At 45.8% G+C, this 16,363-nt stretch carries 10 protein-coding genes; 7 read left to right on the top strand and 3 right to left on the bottom strand.

Going from position 1 to position 16,363, the window contains the following annotated elements; all coding sequences use genetic code 11:
• Positions 1–270: 270 nt before the first annotated feature.
• On the top strand, positions 271–3,351 hold the full coding sequence (locus FBF61_RS17025; RefSeq protein ID WP_229215096.1) for a TonB-dependent receptor: 3,081 nt from the start codon (positions 271–273) through the stop codon (positions 3,349–3,351).
• Positions 3,352–3,363: 12 nt separating this feature from the next.
• Here the strand turns inward: FBF61_RS17025 and upp are convergent, their stop codons facing one another.
• Complete coding sequence (gene upp, locus FBF61_RS17020) at positions 3,364–4,008, bottom strand: uracil phosphoribosyltransferase (RefSeq protein ID WP_138479411.1); 645 nt, start codon at positions 4,006–4,008, stop codon at positions 3,364–3,366.
• Positions 4,009–4,134: 126 nt separating this feature from the next.
• Between upp and FBF61_RS17015 the strand changes: the two genes are divergently transcribed.
• The 6 genes from FBF61_RS17015 to FBF61_RS16990 all read left to right on the top strand — a co-directional run bounded on the left by FBF61_RS17015 (position 4,135) and on the right by FBF61_RS16990 (position 12,051).
• Positions 4,135–5,892, top strand: a complete 1,758-nt coding sequence (locus FBF61_RS17015) for a capsule assembly Wzi family protein (protein WP_138479409.1) — start codon at positions 4,135–4,137, stop codon at positions 5,890–5,892.
• Positions 5,893–5,896: 4 nt separating this feature from the next.
• Positions 5,897–6,760: a carboxylating nicotinate-nucleotide diphosphorylase gene (nadC, locus tag FBF61_RS17010; RefSeq protein WP_138479407.1), complete on the top strand. Its 864-nt coding sequence runs from the start codon at positions 5,897–5,899 to the stop codon at positions 6,758–6,760.
• A 22-nt stretch (positions 6,761–6,782) separates the two neighbouring features.
• Positions 6,783–8,876: a ComEA family DNA-binding protein gene (locus FBF61_RS17005; protein ID WP_138479405.1), complete on the top strand. Its 2,094-nt coding sequence runs from the start codon at positions 6,783–6,785 to the stop codon at positions 8,874–8,876.
• A gap of 57 nt (positions 8,877–8,933) precedes the next feature.
• Positions 8,934–11,081 (top strand): DNA helicase RecQ, encoded by a 2,148-nt coding sequence (gene recQ / locus FBF61_RS17000; RefSeq protein WP_138479403.1) that lies wholly within the window; start codon positions 8,934–8,936, stop codon positions 11,079–11,081.
• Between the two features lie 104 nt (positions 11,082–11,185).
• Positions 11,186–11,572: a RidA family protein gene (locus FBF61_RS16995; RefSeq protein ID WP_138479400.1), complete on the top strand. Its 387-nt coding sequence runs from the start codon at positions 11,186–11,188 to the stop codon at positions 11,570–11,572.
• 146 nt (positions 11,573–11,718) lie between these two features.
• On the top strand, positions 11,719–12,051 hold the full coding sequence (locus FBF61_RS16990; RefSeq protein WP_138479398.1) for a hypothetical protein: 333 nt from the start codon (positions 11,719–11,721) through the stop codon (positions 12,049–12,051).
• Here FBF61_RS16990 and FBF61_RS16985 read toward each other — a convergent pair.
• Both FBF61_RS16985 and FBF61_RS16980 read right to left on the bottom strand, forming a co-directional pair.
• Positions 12,048–15,830 (bottom strand): DEAD/DEAH box helicase, encoded by a 3,783-nt coding sequence (locus FBF61_RS16985; RefSeq protein ID WP_138479385.1) that lies wholly within the window; start codon positions 15,828–15,830, stop codon positions 12,048–12,050. The genes FBF61_RS16990 and FBF61_RS16985 overlap by 4 nt on opposite strands.
• Positions 15,831–15,920: 90 nt before the next feature.
• Complete coding sequence (locus FBF61_RS16980) at positions 15,921–16,361, bottom strand: NUDIX domain-containing protein (protein WP_138479383.1); 441 nt, start codon at positions 16,359–16,361, stop codon at positions 15,921–15,923.
• Between the last annotated feature and the right edge of the window lie 2 nt (positions 16,362–16,363).

Here is a 16,363-nt window from a genome sequence, read left to right as displayed (position 1 = left end):
TTTTTATACCTGAACATTGAAATCTACCCAAAGCTAAGTATAAAGAACCAGTAATAGTCAATTCGGCCTCTCCCAATTACGAATAAATCAAGATTTACGCTGGCCGGAATTCGCCTAAAAAGCCACACTATATGCCTCTGAAAGATTTAATCTTGCTAAACACCCAATTTACACCCGTTATGCAGATATTATTTTTTAATGATTAGAAGAAAAAATAGAACATAAAAATTTATTGAGTTAACTTGCTGTATAAGCTAACCGCCATGATCTATGACTAAAAATTTTACCTTAAAAAAATACTTTTCTGCTTTATTTCTGATGTTTATGAGCTCCTGGGCTTTTTCTCAGGTTACTATTCGCGGAAAAGTTGTGGAGGCTTCCTCAGGCGAACCTTTGATCGGTGTCAGCATACAGATTAAAGGAAAAGTGACCGGTACCATTACGGGCTCAAACGGCGAATTCGCCTTCAACACAATGTCCACCCCTCCGTTCACGATTATTGTTTCTTCCGTCGGTTTTCAGACACAGGAAAAAGAGATAGCAGGGGGATTATCACAGTTGGAGGTCGAGCTGGCCGAGCAGCCTGTTTTGGGAAAAGAGCTGGTTGTATCTGCATCGCGTGTAGAAGAAAGTGTACTTAAATCACCCGTAGCTATCGAGAAGCTGGATATCCGGGGAATCAGGGATTCGCCGGCTTCAAATTTCTATGATGCCCTGTACAATCTCAAAGGAATTGACATGGCTACTCAGGGTTTTTTATTCAAATCCGTCAACATGCGCGGCTTCAGTGCCACCGGTAACCCGCGTACCGTTCAGCTGATAGACGGAATGGACAACCAGGCACCGGGCCTGAATTTCCCGCTGGACAACCTTATCGGAATGTCCGAGCTGGATGTAGAAAGTGTTGAAATACTGCCAGGAGCAGCATCGGCACTTTACGGCCCGAATGCTGTAAACGGGCTTATTCTGATGAACAGCAAAAGCCCGTTTTTATATCAGGGACTTAGCGCAAGTGTAAAATCGGGTATCATGCACGAGTCCGGCCGGTCAAAAGCTACCACGCCGTTTATAGAAGGCCTCGTCCGCTATGCCAAAGCCTTTAACAATAAATTTGCATTTAAAGCCAACCTGTCATACATCACAGCCAAAGACTGGGAAGCTACCAACTATACGAACCTGAACGTGGGGGGCAGCCCGGACCCTAACCGCGGAATAGGGACTAACCTGGATTACGACGGCACTAATGTGTACGGAGATGAAATTCAGACCAATATCAATGCCGTCGCAAAAAGCCTAGCTGCAAACAATCTCATTCCCGGCGATGCGGTTTCGCTGGTACCAAACACTTTCGTGAGCCGCACGGGATACCGCGAAAAAGATCTTGTAGACTATAATACCAAATCATTTAAATCCAGTGCAGCGCTGCATTATCGTATCAATGAAAAAATAGAAGCGATCGCACAGGTCAATTATGGCTTCGGAACAACCGTTTACACTGCCGTTGGCCGGTACGCCCTTCGTAATTTTAACCTCACCCAGGCCAAGCTTGAACTGCGCGGTGACAATTTTACTTTGCGGGCCTACACTACGCAGGAACGTTCCGGCAAAACTTATCTGGCGGGCCTGGCAGCTGTGTCCATGCTGAATGAGGCCAAACCAAACGCAACCTGGTTCGGGGAATATGTAGGGGCATTTGCAGCCGCACGAAGTGCAGGGATCGCCGAAGCGCAGGCTCACCTTGCCGCCCGCCAGACAGCAGACAAGGATATGCCTGTCCCAGGTTCACCTGCCTTTAACCAATTGCTCAATAAATACCGGGATATGGCCATTGTAGATGGAGGAAGTGGTTTTAATGATAAAACCATGCTTTATCATTTTGAGGGTTTTTACAACTTCAAAAATGAGATCCGGTTTGTGGAATTACTGGCAGGTGCCAATTTCCGCCAGTATCAGCTAAGGTCTGCCGGAACATTATTTGCGGATACCAAAGAAGGAAGAAACGGGAAAATTCCGATCAATGAATTTGGTGCTTTCGTTCAGGCAGGGAAGAACCTTTTTACCAACCATTTGAAACTGACAGGGTCGATCCGATACGACAAGAATGAAAATTTTGACGGTCAGTTTACACCACGAGTTTCTGCTGTAACATCCTTCGGAGAGCAAAATATCCGGCTCTCGTATCAAACCGGTTTCCGCATTCCTACTACCCAAAACCAGTATATCGACCTCAGCACACCTTCTGGTACGCTTGTAGGCGGTTTACCGGAATTTGATGCTCGTTACAATTTGTCGAGGGGCATATTAAGGCAAAACTTATCCGAAGCCGCTATCGGGCAGGTGATCGCGAGCGATCCGTCTATCATTGAAAGCGCGACCAACTATGCAAAAGCCGCCGTAACACAGCAGGCAACGATTCAGATCACACAGGTGGTTACACAACAAGTTACTGCAGGGGTCAACCAGGCAGTAGCTGCCGGCCAGATCCCTAATACACCCGAGGCCATACAGGCGGCTATCGTTGCTGGCGTAAACCAAAATCTGCCGGGCGTGCTCGCTGCACAGCTGCCGGGGATTCTTGCAGCGCAGGTCCCTGGCCTTGTACCCGACCTTGCTCAGGCTTATGCGTTGGGAAAACTGCCGAAGTATGAGGCCACAAAAATGAAACCGGAAAGAATTGCTTCTTATGAAATTGGTTACAAAGGAGTTATAGCGAAAAGATTATTCGTGGATGCGTATTATTATGTCAGCAAATACCACAATCTCCTGGGCGGAACGGTAATTGTAGTCCCTACGGCTGCCGCAGCGCCAGGCCTTCCGATAGAATCAGGTATTGGTGTTGGAAATTACAATGGTTATGCAAGAACGGTGAATACGTCGGAGGTAATTACCACAAGGGGATTTGCGGTTGGTCTGAATTATGCCCTGCCAAAAGGTTTCAATGTCGGAGGGAATGTGGCCAACAATGTATTGAGTGATTTCAAACCTTCCCCCGAGGTGCAGTTTTCGCAATTTAATACACCCAAATACCGCTACAATCTTAACTTCGGCAGGCGAATCGGTAGTACAAGTTCTTTGGGTTTCAATGTGGTATACCGCTACCAACAAGGGTTTCTGGCCGAATCAAGCTTCATCATTCCTACATCTACCGGCGTGCCTATTTTTTCAAATACTAAGGTCCCCGCGATCAGTAATCTGGATGCTCAGGTCAGCATGAAATTTTCTGCGATCAAATCTATCGTAAAGCTGGGTGCGACTAACCTGCTGGGAAAATCCTATTTCCAGGCCTTTGGAAGTCCTAATGTCGGTTCAACCTATTACGTGTCTATTACCTTCGACGAACTGCTGAACTGAGAAGCCACATTGTTATTTCTCTCCATAAGCCAGGTCTCCGGCATCGCCCAGGCCTGGAACAATGTAATATTGCTCGTTTAGTTTCTGATCCACCGCGCCCAGCCACAGCCGGCAGTGCGGCATTCTCTTCTGCAAAAAATCCACGCCTTCCGGACTTGCGATCACCGACGCAATGTGGGTTTGATAGGGAATCCCGAAACGCAGCAAAGCATGGTAAACTTTTTCCAGAGACCGGCCCGTGGCCAGCATGGGATCAACCAGGATAAGTATTTTTCCCGTAAGATCCGGACTTGTGATATAGTCCATTTCTACTTCGAATTCTTCTTCCGCATTGATATGATGCCCGCGGTAGGCGCCGACAAAAGCATTGTCGGCTTTGTCAAATATGTTCAAAAAACCCTGGTGAAAAGGTAATCCCGCCCTTAAAATGGTAGCAAGGACAACAGGCTGAAGAACTGACCTGGACGAAGCCTGCCCAAGCGGGGTTTCTACTTTTTCTGACTTATAGGTAAGGCTTTTGGAAATTTCGTAAGCCAGCAACTCTCCCATCCGCTCCATGTTCCGGCGAAACCTCATCCGGTCGCCTTGTTGATTTACGTCGCGCAATTCTGCCAGATAATGATCAGCAATAGAAGGTTTTTGGGAAAGTAAAAACATAAGTTTGAAAGTATTTTAAACTGCTCCATGCAAGATAATACAAATTCATTGACGTAATTTGGAACTCTTATTCGAAAAATTATCCGCAAAAGCTCAACTTGTGTGAATAGTAGATTTTTTTTGCCTATGTACCAAGGATTTACCCATTTTTTGAGAATATCGTTTATTGTACTCATATCCTTGTCATATACCTGTGCTCAAAGTTCTTTTATCCCATTTAACGACGATTATTACCACCTTATAGATAGGCTTGAAATCAAGAGAGGAAAGTTTTCTGACGGTTTTCATTCAAATGTAAAACCGTTCGAAAGAAAAGCAGTTGTAGCTCTTACGGATTCCATATTAAAAGAAGGCACAGTAGACCTTACGCGCCGCGATTGGGAAATTATCGATTATCTGAGGGAGGACAGCTGGGAATGGACCCAAGGAATGACGTCGACGGACTCGGCTCAATATAATAAACTGGCCAGGCTAGGCTGGTTTAAATCGCCGCCCGCGGGCAAAAAAAGAAAATTCTTCGACCACCCCGCCGATCTTTACAGCGTTCATAATAAAGACCTTGACCTTCATTTTAATTTCACTACCAATAATTTTATTGGCAAGGATGACAATTACAATTCACGCTTGTGGCTTACCGGAAGAGGGATCGAAATCAGGGGAATGATCAACGAAAAGCTCGGATTTTACACATTCGTTTCCGACAACCAGGGACGTTTTCCAAGATATGTAAGAAATTTTAGTCCGGAATACAGCTTTCCGGGAGAAGGATTAGCAAAATTAACCGGTAAGGATACCTCAGGAGTCGATTTTTTATCTGCCCGGGGATACATCACTTTTAAGCCTCTTAAGAGTATCAATGTAAAGTTTGGTCACGATTACAATGTTTTCGGAAGCGGCTACCGGTCTCTTATTCTCTCAGACAACAGCAGTCCGTATCTCTTTCTAAGACTCGACACCCAGCTGGGGCGTTTCCGTTATACCAATCTCTGGACGAGCATGATCAATTCGGAGGGCAGTGCATGGAGGGAAAATCTGAGGGGCAAAAAGTTTGCAGCTATCCACCATCTGAGTATCAATCTTTCAGATAGGTTCAACTTCGGTATTTTCGAGGCAGAGGTTTTTAACCGCGACACGGTTGGCGGAGGCTACGATCTTAATTATCTCAACCCGATTATTTTTTACCGTTATGTTGAATCCTATATCGGAAGCCAGGATAATGCTTTGCTGGGATTTGATTTCCGGTGGCTGATCGGTAAAAAGGCGTCTGTTTACGGTCAATTTGTTCTGGACGAATTCCTTACCAAATACCTGTTCAACGGAAGCAAATCCTGGACGAACAAGTACAGTCTGCAGCTGGGCGGAAAATATGTGGATGCTTTCGGGATTCCCAATCTTGATCTTCAGGCCGAATACAATATGGTACGACCGTATACCTATTCGCACAAAGACGGCGGCAGGAACTACATGCATTACGGACAAGCGCTTGCGCATCCGCTCGGCGCAAATTTTCGGGAGTATATTGGAATTTTGCGTTACAAAGCCACGCCCAGGCTGTCGGTTTACGGCACTGTCATGCTGGCGCATCAGGGAAAAGATCCTACTTCCGGACCTTATATGAATTTCGGGGGAAATATTGCGGAAAACTACGACGCACGCAACCTGAACCGCGAAGGCGACCTGAACCAGAAAACCCTGCAGGGTATCAAAGCATCGACGCTTTTTACAGATCTGAGGCTTAGTTATTCCCTGGCCCACAATCTGTTTCTGGATGGTCGCTATTTAATCAGAAAAATTACTTCCGTTGATCCTAAGGTCGCTGCCGATGCCAATGTTTTTTCCATTGCCATCAGATATAACATGGCGTACCGTCAGCAAACGTTCTAATATTATGGAAACTAACCCTCACGAATTGCGTAACCTGATCCGTCTCGCATTATTGGAAGATATTGGCGACGGTGATCAGTCTTCTCTCTCAAGTGTACCCGTAAGCGCAACCAACCGTGCGCACTTACTCGTGAAACAGGACGGCGTTCTTGCTGGCGTAGAAGTGGCAAAAATCATTTTTGAAGAAGCCGCCGCATACAGTAATCACCCCCCTTTAAAAATTAATGTGTTACTTTTTGACGGAACCTACGTCAAAAGCGGAGACATCGTATTTACGGTAGAAGGAAATGCGCAGCTGATCCTGCAATCGGAACGATTGGTACTCAATACGATGCAACGTATGAGTGGAATTGCCACTTACGCGCGTCAGATGGCCGATCTGATCAAAGACTTGCCGGTTAAATTACTGGATACGCGCAAAACAACGCCGAATTTCCGCCTGTTCGAAAAGATGGCGGTGGCAATTGGCGGGGCTGTCAATCACAGGATGGGCCTGTACGACATGATCATGCTCAAAGACAATCATGTGGACTATGCAGGAGGCATTGAATCCGCAATTATCGGGGCAAGGAGGTATCTGAAAGACACTGGAAAAGACCTGAAAATAGAAATAGAAACCCGGAACCTGGAAGAAGTGGAGGAGGTATTGCGCGTGGGAAAGGTCGATATCATTATGCTGGACAATTTCCCGCTGGATAAGCTGCGTGAAGCGGTAAAACTGATTGCAGGGCGTTTTGAAACGGAAGCCTCGGGAAATATTACTGAAAAAACATTGCGTGATGTGGCGCTCACCGGCGTGGACGGAATATCCAGCGGTGCCCTGACGCATCAGGCGCGTAGTCTGGATTTAAGTTTAAAAGCCTTCTAACCTTCATCAAAATATAGGGCGTATGATTAAACATTTAAAAATTACATACGCTCACAAAAATCTTGCTGCCTTTATTCTGGCATTTTCAATTGTGCGTTTTGCGCAATGTCAGGAGCCTCCCCGGCCGGAAATGGATATCAGTGCATTTATCCAAAATTTGTTTCCTGTCCCGACCGAAGACTCCGATTATTCCGATTTATACGAATCACTTTTTCAACTTTATGCCAATCCCCTCGACCTGAACACGGTCACGCAGGATGAACTGGCGGCTACCTATATTCTTTCTGACGCCCAGCTCAGATCACTATTTGCATACCGCCAAAAACTTGGTGCATTCCTTTCGCTTTACGAATTACAGGCCGTCCCCGGTTTCGATCTGAACACCATTTACAGGCTGCTACCCTTCGTTACAGTGCAGCCGCGCCCGCTTTCATTTACTGAATCCCTGCGGAACCCAACCCAGCATTTTCTGATGTTACGATCAGGTAAATTAATTGAGAAACAAAAAGGCTTTTCCGAAATTGATTCTACCTCAACGTCCAGAACGAGGTACGCAGGTCCGCCCTGGTACGGTTACCTGAGATACCGCAATGCACGTACCGGGTCGTTCAGTTTCGGGATTACACTGGAAAAAGACGCGGGGGAAACGCTTTGGACCTGGAAACGAAAACAGCAGGTTTACGGCGCCGATTTTTCTTCTTTTCATGCCCAGATCATGAACCGGGGCAGATTGAAAAATCTGATTATCGGAGATTACCAGATGCAGGCTGGTCAGGGTTTGGTCATGGCAGCCGGGTTTTCATTGGGCAAAGGTTCGGAAGTAATCAAAACAACCTACCGCAGTACACTCGGACTGAAACCATACACATCTGTACTGGAAGCTAATTTCTTTCGCGGTGCGGCTGCGACTTTGGTACTGAATAAAAATACTGATATCACTGGCTTTTATTCCCGGACTAAAAGAGATGCCACTCAGGAGGATACACCGGAAGGTACTTTTACCACTTCCCTGCCGATTTCGGGTTATCATCGCACGCCTACGGAGCGCGAAAAGCATAATATTCTTTTGGAGCAAAATGCGGGTCTGCATCTCCTATTTAAAATGCCATCCCAAAAAGGCCAGATCGGTTTTACGATTTTGTATACCGAATACAATGCTACTATCCGTAAAAAAGATGTCCCTTACAATCGCTACGAATTTTCCGGAAAACAGAATCTGACTGCGGGTATCCACGGCGATTACCGATGGCAAAACCTGCATTTTTTCGGGGAAGGAGGACGATCACGGAGTGGAGGTTTGGGAGGAATTGGCGGCGCAATTGCCAGCCTGGGCAAGTCGGTCGACTTCTCGTTTCTGGCCAGGGGCTATGCCCGCCACTTCCACACTTTTTATGGAAATTCTCTGGGAGAGGCTACCAAGCCGATCAATGAGTCCGGTACTTATTTTGGGTTGAGGTATTTTCCTAACCGCCGCTGGCAACTCAGCGTTTTTTATGACCGTTTCAAATTCCCATGGCTGAAATACCAGGTAGATGCCCCGTCCCGCGGACGTGACTATTATGTGCATTTATTATGGAAGCCCAACAAACGGTTCAATATGTATGCCTTGTTTCACGAAAAACATAAGCAACGTAACAATCCCGACAGTAAGCTCCCGCCTTTGCCACTTGTAACATCTGTTCGCAGAACCTTTACGATTAACGCAGAATATGATGTTCCGTTAAAGATTTCAACGCGCACAAGAATTCAATACGGAGATCTGGCTTATGTGGAGATTTCTAAATCAAAAGGATTTACAGTTGCCCAGGATATTACCTGGCAGCTAAAAAAATTAGAACTGAGCGCTCGCGTGGCGTATTTTAAAACTGACGATTATGACAGCCGACAATACGTTTATGAAAAAGATATGCTCTATGCGTTCTCAGTTCCGGCCTATTATGATGCAGGAACGAGACATTACCTGATGGGTAGATATATAATCACGAAAAAAATGAAAATATGGGTGCGATGGTCCCAGACACGGTATTCAAATCTTGAAAAAATCAGCTCGGGGTTAAATGAAATACAGGGAAATAAACGAAGTGAAATAAAAGCGCAGGTAATGTATCAGTTTTGAGTACTTACTTTTGCATGAATATCCGGATTCAAAAAAGAACAATATACCTTACCTGAAATGTCAGACAACAAACTAGAAGCTTTAAAGAAATATTTCGGATACGACTCTTTCCGTCCGCAGCAGGCGGAGATCATTGATACCGTTCTTGCCAACGAAGACTGCCTCGTTCTGATGCCCACCGGAGGCGGAAAGTCGGTCTGTTTCCAGATCCCGGCAATTATTCGCGAAGGCCTTACAATAGTGGTTTCCCCTCTGATAGCCCTGATGAAAGATCAGGTCGAGGCGCTGCGCGGCAACGGTGTCAGCGCTGCTTACCTCAATTCAACTTTGTCCTCTTCGGAACAGGACAGGGTGATGTGGCAGGCCAAAGTCGGCGAACTGAAATTGCTCTACATCGCTCCCGAGCGGCTTTTTTCAGGTAATACTTTTGAATTTTTGCGAGAATGGAATGTGCGGCTTTTTGCCATCGATGAGTCACATTGTATTTCATCCTGGGGGCACGACTTCCGGCCTGAATACCGCCAGCTCACGAATCTGAAACAACGCTTTCCTGATGTCCCTGTGATCGCGCTCACTGCTACCGCCGACCGGGTAACCCGCCGGGATATCCTGAAGCAACTCAATATTGAACACGCCCAGACATTCATTGCCAGCTTTGACCGCCCGAATCTCAGCCTGAATGTTCTTCCAGGAAGAAAACGCATTGAACAGATTAAAAGCTTTCTCAACAAACATACGGGTCAGGCCGGAATCATCTACTGCCTGAGCCGTAAAGGGACGGAAACCGTCGCCGCAAGCCTGCAAAATGCCGGATTCCGGGCAGAGTGTTACCATGCCGGACTACCGGCGGAAAAGCGTTCAAAGGTGCAGGAACATTTTCTCAGGGACGACATTCAGGTTATTGTGGCTACCATTGCATTTGGTATGGGGATAGATAAATCGAATGTGCGCTGGGTAATCCATTATAACCTGCCCTCCAATGTGGAAAGTTTTTACCAGGAAATCGGTCGCGCCGGAAGGGACGGCTCACCGGCAGACACAACGTTGTTTTACAGCTATATGGATATCATTACCCGTCAGGATATGATCAACAATTCGGACCAGTCGGCAGAACAAAAAGAGTTGCTGCATGCCAAGCTGAACCGCATGAAACAATATGCCGAGGCAGATATTTGCCGCAGACGCATTTTGCTTAGCTATTTCAATGAGGCTGTTGACCATGATTGCGGGAATTGTGATGTATGCAGGAACCCGAGAACAAGATTTGACGCCACGGTCATTGCGCAGAAAGCACTGTCAGGTATCGCCCGGACAGACCAAAAGGTTGCGATGGGTATGCTGATCGATATCCTGAGAGGCAGCCGGAACCGGAATATCCTTCAGCACGGGTATGATCGTCTGCCGACTTTTGGCGTAGGGAACGAGCTCCGTGGCGAGGAATGGGCAGAGTACATCAGCCAGCTTTTGAATTCCGGTGTGATGGATATTGCCTATGATGAGGCACATGCTTTCAAATTGAATCCGGTGAGCCGGCAGGTGCTCAAAGGAGAGCGAAAAATAGAACTTGTCAAATTTATCCCCCTGGCCGAACGCAAAGCCAAGGAAGAAGAACTTATCCCCAAGGAAAAGCCAAAGCAGGAGATTATACGGGATGCTCTTTTCGAGCAGTTGCGTCTGTTGCGAAAACAGATGGCCGACGCGCTGGCAGTTCCTCCATATGTAGTTTTCAGTGATGCTACCCTTTCCGAGATGGCTCAGAAAAAACCAATTTCCGAAGCACAAATGAAGGCCGTTTCAGGAGTAGGGGCTGAAAAATTCAGGAGATATGGCGAAGCCTTCATCAATGAGATCCTGTCTTTTGCAAAAGAAAATACGAAACCCGGCACCAGGGTGGTCAAAGGGTTGACTTATATTGAAACTTTGGATCTTTACAAGAATGGCTACTCGGTAAAAGTTATTTCAGAAAAAAGAGATCTGAACCCCGTAACCATCATTTCACATTTGATAAAATTAAAGGAAGATGGTCATGAAATCGATCTGAAATCACTGATCGATGACAAGTCATACAAGACGATCATAAATGCCGCACAGGAAATCCAGATTAGCAAAAACGATCCTTTGAAGCCTTTATTTGAGTTGCTCAACGAACAGTTTGACTATGGGCAAATCAGGCTTGCATTTGCACTTTGGGAAGAAAACAACTAGCCATTCGCCGAATGGAAGCATTAAGTTTTAATTTAATGAAGTACTTGGATTGGAATTGTACGCATAGTCCTATATTTGTACTTTTAGAATAAGTAATCATTGCTATGTCAAGACAAAATATACTTTCCGGCTCTCCTTGGGAAGACAAAATGGGCTACTGCCGCGCGGTACGCATAGGAAATATCGTTGAAGTGGCCGGTACTGTTGCCATAGTTGACGGCGAGAAAGTGAAAGCCGACGATGCATTTGCACAAACCAATAACATCATCGAGCGTATCGCAAAAGTACTGGAAGAAGCAGGTGCCAGCCTGAACGACGTGATCCGTACCCGGATATTCACGACCGACATTCAGCTTTTTGATGACATTGCCCGGGCCCACGGGACTTATTTCAAAGATATTAAGCCAACGACCGGTATTTATGAGATCAGCAAGCTGGTGTCTCCTGATTATTTAGTCGAAATTGAATTTACTGCTATACTTAACCCGTAGGGCAGTATTTACCAGAACAACCCCGTTAGTAACTATCGGGCAATTTTCGGTAAATAATTTTAGAAGGTTCCAACTAATTGGCCTGAAAATTGTTCTTTGTCGTGTAGTTGTCCGATCGTGGATACCAAAAACTATACATGTTCTTTATGAAAAATCGTCAAACATTATTAATTGCCTCGGTCTTTTTAGGGCTTTGTATAGCACAAAAAGAAGCACGCTACAAGGCATTAAGGGTAGAAAAAGCAGAAAAGATATATAGTATGCCGCTGGAAGACATCAATGAGATCCGTCTGTCAAACCAAAAGCTGCAGGGAACAGATTCTAATGCTCCAACCGGAACCAAGGCACGGCTGGTTGAGCTCACTTCTCTGGATAGTACATTCAATACCTTTACCCTCTCCAGTGAAAATGTGGCGAATGTGTCGTCAAAAGGGACAAATTTGGGAAATTACGCACCAAATGAGCGAACCGAAAATTAACTGAAAAGGCCCATTATATCTTCCTGACTCAGTTTTTTAATAAAGCCAGATTCCCCTCCCACGAGATCTTCTACTAAGTCCTGCTTCCGTTGCTGAAGCAATACGATTTTTTCTTCGATCGTATCTTTACAAATCATTTTATAAGCGAATACTTTCCGGGTTTGACCAATTCGGTGCGTCCTGTCGATGGCTTGCCGCTCTACTGCGGGGTTCCACCAGGGATCTACCAGATATACATAATCCGCTTCGGTAAGGTTAAGCCCTACCCCTCCTGCTTTTAGGCTCATGAGAAATACCCGGCATGTCTGGTCACTCTGGAAGCGATTCACGCGGCCAGCTCTGTCGACAGTCTGGCCGTCCAGGTATTCATAGGGGATTTTGACGCGCTCCAAATGCTGACGGATAAGATCCAGCATTCCCAGGAACTGGCTAAAAATCAGTATTTTATGATTGGAAGCATTTTCTTCGATTTCACGTATAATCTCTTCAAGCTTAGCCGATTCGTTTCCGTAATCTTCATCGCCCGACAATATAGATGGAGAATCACATATCTGACGAAGTTTCAGCAAGGCTTCGAGGATCAGGAAGCTGCTTTTGTTAAGACCCTCGGTAGCAAGTTTTTCGGCAATTTCCAGGCGGTATTTTTCCCGGAAAGTATCGTAAACCTTACGCTGCTTTGTACCCATTTCACAGAAAAGGATGGTTTCAGTTTTGTCGGGCAAATCCGTCGCAACTTCCTCCTTTGTACGTTTCAGCATGAAGGGATAAACGAGTTTTCTCAATTCTTCCGCTTTTTCCTTGTCCTGGTATTTGTCAATGGGTGTGGCATATTCGGTACGGAAAAAATCCGGGTTTCCGAGCATGCCGGGATTCAAAAATTCAAATTGCGAATACAGGTCAAAAGTATTGTTTTCAACAGGTGTACCAGTCATTGTGAGGCGGTTATCCGCGCGTAGCAGCCTTGTTGCCTTCGAAGTCAGCGAGTCTGGATTTTTAATTGCCTGAGCCTCGTCCAGAACAATATAATGAAAATCGAACTGCCGCAGCAACTCAACATCGCTTCGCATAGTCCCGTAAGTGGTAAGGATAATATCATATTCCCTGAAAAATCCGATGTCCTTCCTCCGGGTCATTCCGCGGTGCACATACAGATTCAGATCCGGCGTAAACTTTGCCGCCTCAGCCTGCCAGTTGAAAATCAATGTGGTAGGAACAACGACCAGATTTGTAAAATGCGGATTCAGATTTTTTTGTTGCTGTATAAAGGTCAGCATCTGCAGCGTTTTTCCCAATCCCATATCGTCCGCAAGGCATCCTCCCCAACTGAATTCGTCCAAAAAATGAATCCATTTATAGCCTTCTTCCTGATATTGTCTCAAAGTGCCGTTGATATTTTGGGGAAGCGGCACATTAGGTATTTCTTTGAAGTTCAGCAGCTTTTGCTTTTTCTCCCATAATTCACGAAAAACCGCTTCATTATCCACTTCGGAAACCAGCTCATCGATAAGGGAAAAATGTATTTTAGACAGATGTATCCCCTCGCCGTCAACTCTTCCAAACTTGAACAGTGGTTCCAGTTTTTGGATCCATTCCTCGGGAAGCACCCCCAGCGAACCGTCTTTCAGCGTTACATAGTTTTGTTTTTTCAGCAAAGCCTTTTTGGCTTCTGCCAAAGAAACACGCTGGTCTCCAAAACTGATCTCGACCTCCATATCAAACCAGTCGATACCGGAGGAAGTTTTAACCTGAACTTTTCCGCGATTCGGATTAAACCGCATCTTTTTAAGGTCGCGGAATCCCAGCAATTCGTAATTATTTTTTTCAACCGCCTCAACAAAGTTGAAGAACCAGCCTCTGTTCATGACACTCTCAAAAGGAATGTAAAAGAAAGGCTGCCCGGATTGATGCGCGAACTCCGGACGAAGCGACCTTAGCCACTCCCATACTGCATTCTCAGCTCCCTGATCACGTTCGAGCATTGTGATCGTATTGTTCTCAAAACCCGCTTTGGTGCGTCGCTGGTCGTGAAAAAATTCCAGCTCATTTTCCTCATTTTCGCCCCCATACACATAGGAAGGCACAATAAGCAAATTGGCATCGTCCTCTTTGAGATAAATCTTTGGCCTCAGATAAGACAAGCTCCGGGATTCCACAGCGTGCCGGGTTTGAAAAATTACATCAAACTGCTCGGTAACCGGCATGATCCAGTCGGTCAGAAAGCTCTCTGAAAAATCCCTTTTTACCCTGATTTTATAACCCGTCTGACCAAGAAAAGCGACCATTTCGGCTTCACTGATCCCAGCCCAGCGGAAAAGTGTTTTTTCATTATGAAGCCCCAGCCAGAAGCTATCCAGTGATACCACTTTCTGCAATTCCAGCGGACTTCCGGGTATCAGCTCCACATATGGATTGAGTGTAACATATTCCTTATCCTCCGTCAGAACAAAGAAAACCTTCACAGGTTCGCGATGAAGTTCAAGGGGAGTAAGCTGGTTATGACTTGTTACATAGTCGCCGTCGGCCAGGTACAACCGCTCTCCATCAAGGTCGTTAAAAACACGGTTAAGCTGCTTTCCAACGTAATTCCTTGCCTCATAACGCTGCTCTGAGCTTACATCATCAAAATGTAAATATGCATTATAAGCCCAACCCTGTTTACGGATAAATTTCTGAAGGCCTTCCTCCCAATGTTTTGCCAGCCTTACAAGTCGGGCATCAGCTTCGGTCAAAACGGGAATTTCGTCCGCCGAATAATAGTGGCTCGACCCTCCGGCTATGTTCCGGATATTGGTGATTTTTTCTGATTTCGAATTATATTTTACCGAAAACACCCCGAAACCCATATCCAGCAAATGGTCTTTTCCTTTAGGCCAAAATACAAATATGGAAATCCTGTCCTCCTCGTCCTGGGCATTTTCAGCATCTGCTACGCCAAACTGTATACTTTGATTCGGCAAAATTCTCTGCCTTAATGCTTCCCAGTTCTGGTACGGGCCAACTTTCTGAAGAGAAGGATCGAGCTTGATGAGCAGCAGGGCACCGTCCTCGTCAAGCCTGAAATCAAACTTGTCCTTAATCTGGTCGTCGAGGGTATAACCGTACTCAGCCAGTAAATTATTTTTTTCAACCGTAAGGTCGCGCATCACTTCGAACGCTCTCTCGCCGAGTTCTTCCCGGAGTTTCAGCAATGCGGCAAGCTTGTGCTCACACAGCGGAACCCATAGTTTTTTGTCACAAGTACAGGAAGTCTGAATCTGTCGGGTACCTTTTACACGGCTAAATTTGACGGTAAAATCCTGGCCGCCATCGTGAACTACGCATTCTGCATCACCTTCTTTGGCAGAGATTATATCAACCTGGCGGGGTTCATCCTTGGCTTTCCAGGTATCTTCCAGCACAAGGCTTCTCAACTGGAAATCCTTGATCTCAGGTAGCTCGACCACCGTGTTGCTCATTTCGTGCACCACCTGCTTGATAGTCGGCATTTTGTCAAGAATATACAAAATAGCTGCAACGCGGTGTTTGCAAAGCCCGTTTTTGTCAGGACATGAACATTCCGTTGTTATTTGAGGCGTAAGAAAATCACGGATGTAGATCTGATAATACTGGATCGAATAGTCACTTTTGACCTTAAATTCAGCATTACCCGAACCATGGTAATCCAGTTTCGAAACCTTTAGACCGCCACTGCTGTAAATAGAACGTCCTCTTGACAATACTTCCTTCTCCGTCCGTCTTAATAAGAAGTTGGATAATTTCTCCTTCTTTTCGTTTTCCATTTACCCGTCAGCCTTTTAAAAATGCAAAAATACGGTTTGTTTCTGTTTTATAGAAGCAAGGACGGTATATATACAGAAATCGGAACCGGATTACCGGATATAGGGCTGGTCTATCACCCCAATGTATCCCGGAATGAGTTCGTTACAACAGAAGGCGGCAATTTGTTTGCCAACATTGGGATACATAATTTTTGATTCCATCTCGCCCAGGGGCAGCCAGACGATTTCGAGGGCTGTTGTCTGTTCTGGGTTTAAATCCGGGATCTGGTCCGATATGTCAGTCGCAAAAACAATGTGCAAAGTCTCTTTCTGCACTTCCTGCCAAACTACCTCCCCGCAGAATGTCATTCCTTTCAATTGAGCACGGACTCCCAATTCTTCCATGAGTTCCCGCACAAGCGCATCAGTCAGGCATTCACCGGGATCCGGATTACCACCAGGCAGCGCATATACATCCGTGTCCCCATATCTGTAACGTAAGGTCAAAACAGAATTGCCTTTCCGAATAATAGCTGATGGACGTACGTTCATGA

Origin of the sequence: Dyadobacter bucti, assembly GCF_005869225.1 — a bacterium.
GTDB classification, from domain to species: Bacteria; Bacteroidota; Bacteroidia; order Cytophagales; family Spirosomataceae; genus Dyadobacter; species Dyadobacter bucti.
Note: the sequence above shows the minus strand (reverse complement) of the source record. Positions and strands in the feature narration are given on the sequence as shown.

What these genes read in the sequence shown, in the direction of transcription:
- FBF61_RS16980 (WP_138479383.1), bottom strand. Translation starts at nt 16,361, where the DNA reads ATGAACGTACGTCCATCAGCTATTATTCGGAAAGGCAATTCTGTTTTG.
- FBF61_RS17005 (WP_138479405.1), top strand. Translation starts at nt 6,783, where the DNA reads ATGATTAAACATTTAAAAATTACATACGCTCACAAAAATCTTGCTGCC.
- FBF61_RS17025 (WP_229215096.1), top strand. Translation starts at nt 271, where the DNA reads ATGACTAAAAATTTTACCTTAAAAAAATACTTTTCTGCTTTATTTCTG.
- upp (WP_138479411.1), bottom strand. Translation starts at nt 4,008, where the DNA reads ATGTTTTTACTTTCCCAAAAACCTTCTATTGCTGATCATTATCTGGCA.
- FBF61_RS16985 (WP_138479385.1), bottom strand. Translation starts at nt 15,830, where the DNA reads ATGGAAAACGAAAAGAAGGAGAAATTATCCAACTTCTTATTAAGACGG.
- FBF61_RS16990 (WP_138479398.1), top strand. Translation starts at nt 11,719, where the DNA reads ATGAAAAATCGTCAAACATTATTAATTGCCTCGGTCTTTTTAGGGCTT.
- FBF61_RS16995 (WP_138479400.1), top strand. Translation starts at nt 11,186, where the DNA reads ATGTCAAGACAAAATATACTTTCCGGCTCTCCTTGGGAAGACAAAATG.
- recQ (WP_138479403.1), top strand. Translation starts at nt 8,934, where the DNA reads ATGTCAGACAACAAACTAGAAGCTTTAAAGAAATATTTCGGATACGAC.
- FBF61_RS17015 (WP_138479409.1), top strand. Translation starts at nt 4,135, where the DNA reads ATGTACCAAGGATTTACCCATTTTTTGAGAATATCGTTTATTGTACTC.
- nadC (WP_138479407.1), top strand. Translation starts at nt 5,897, where the DNA reads ATGGAAACTAACCCTCACGAATTGCGTAACCTGATCCGTCTCGCATTA.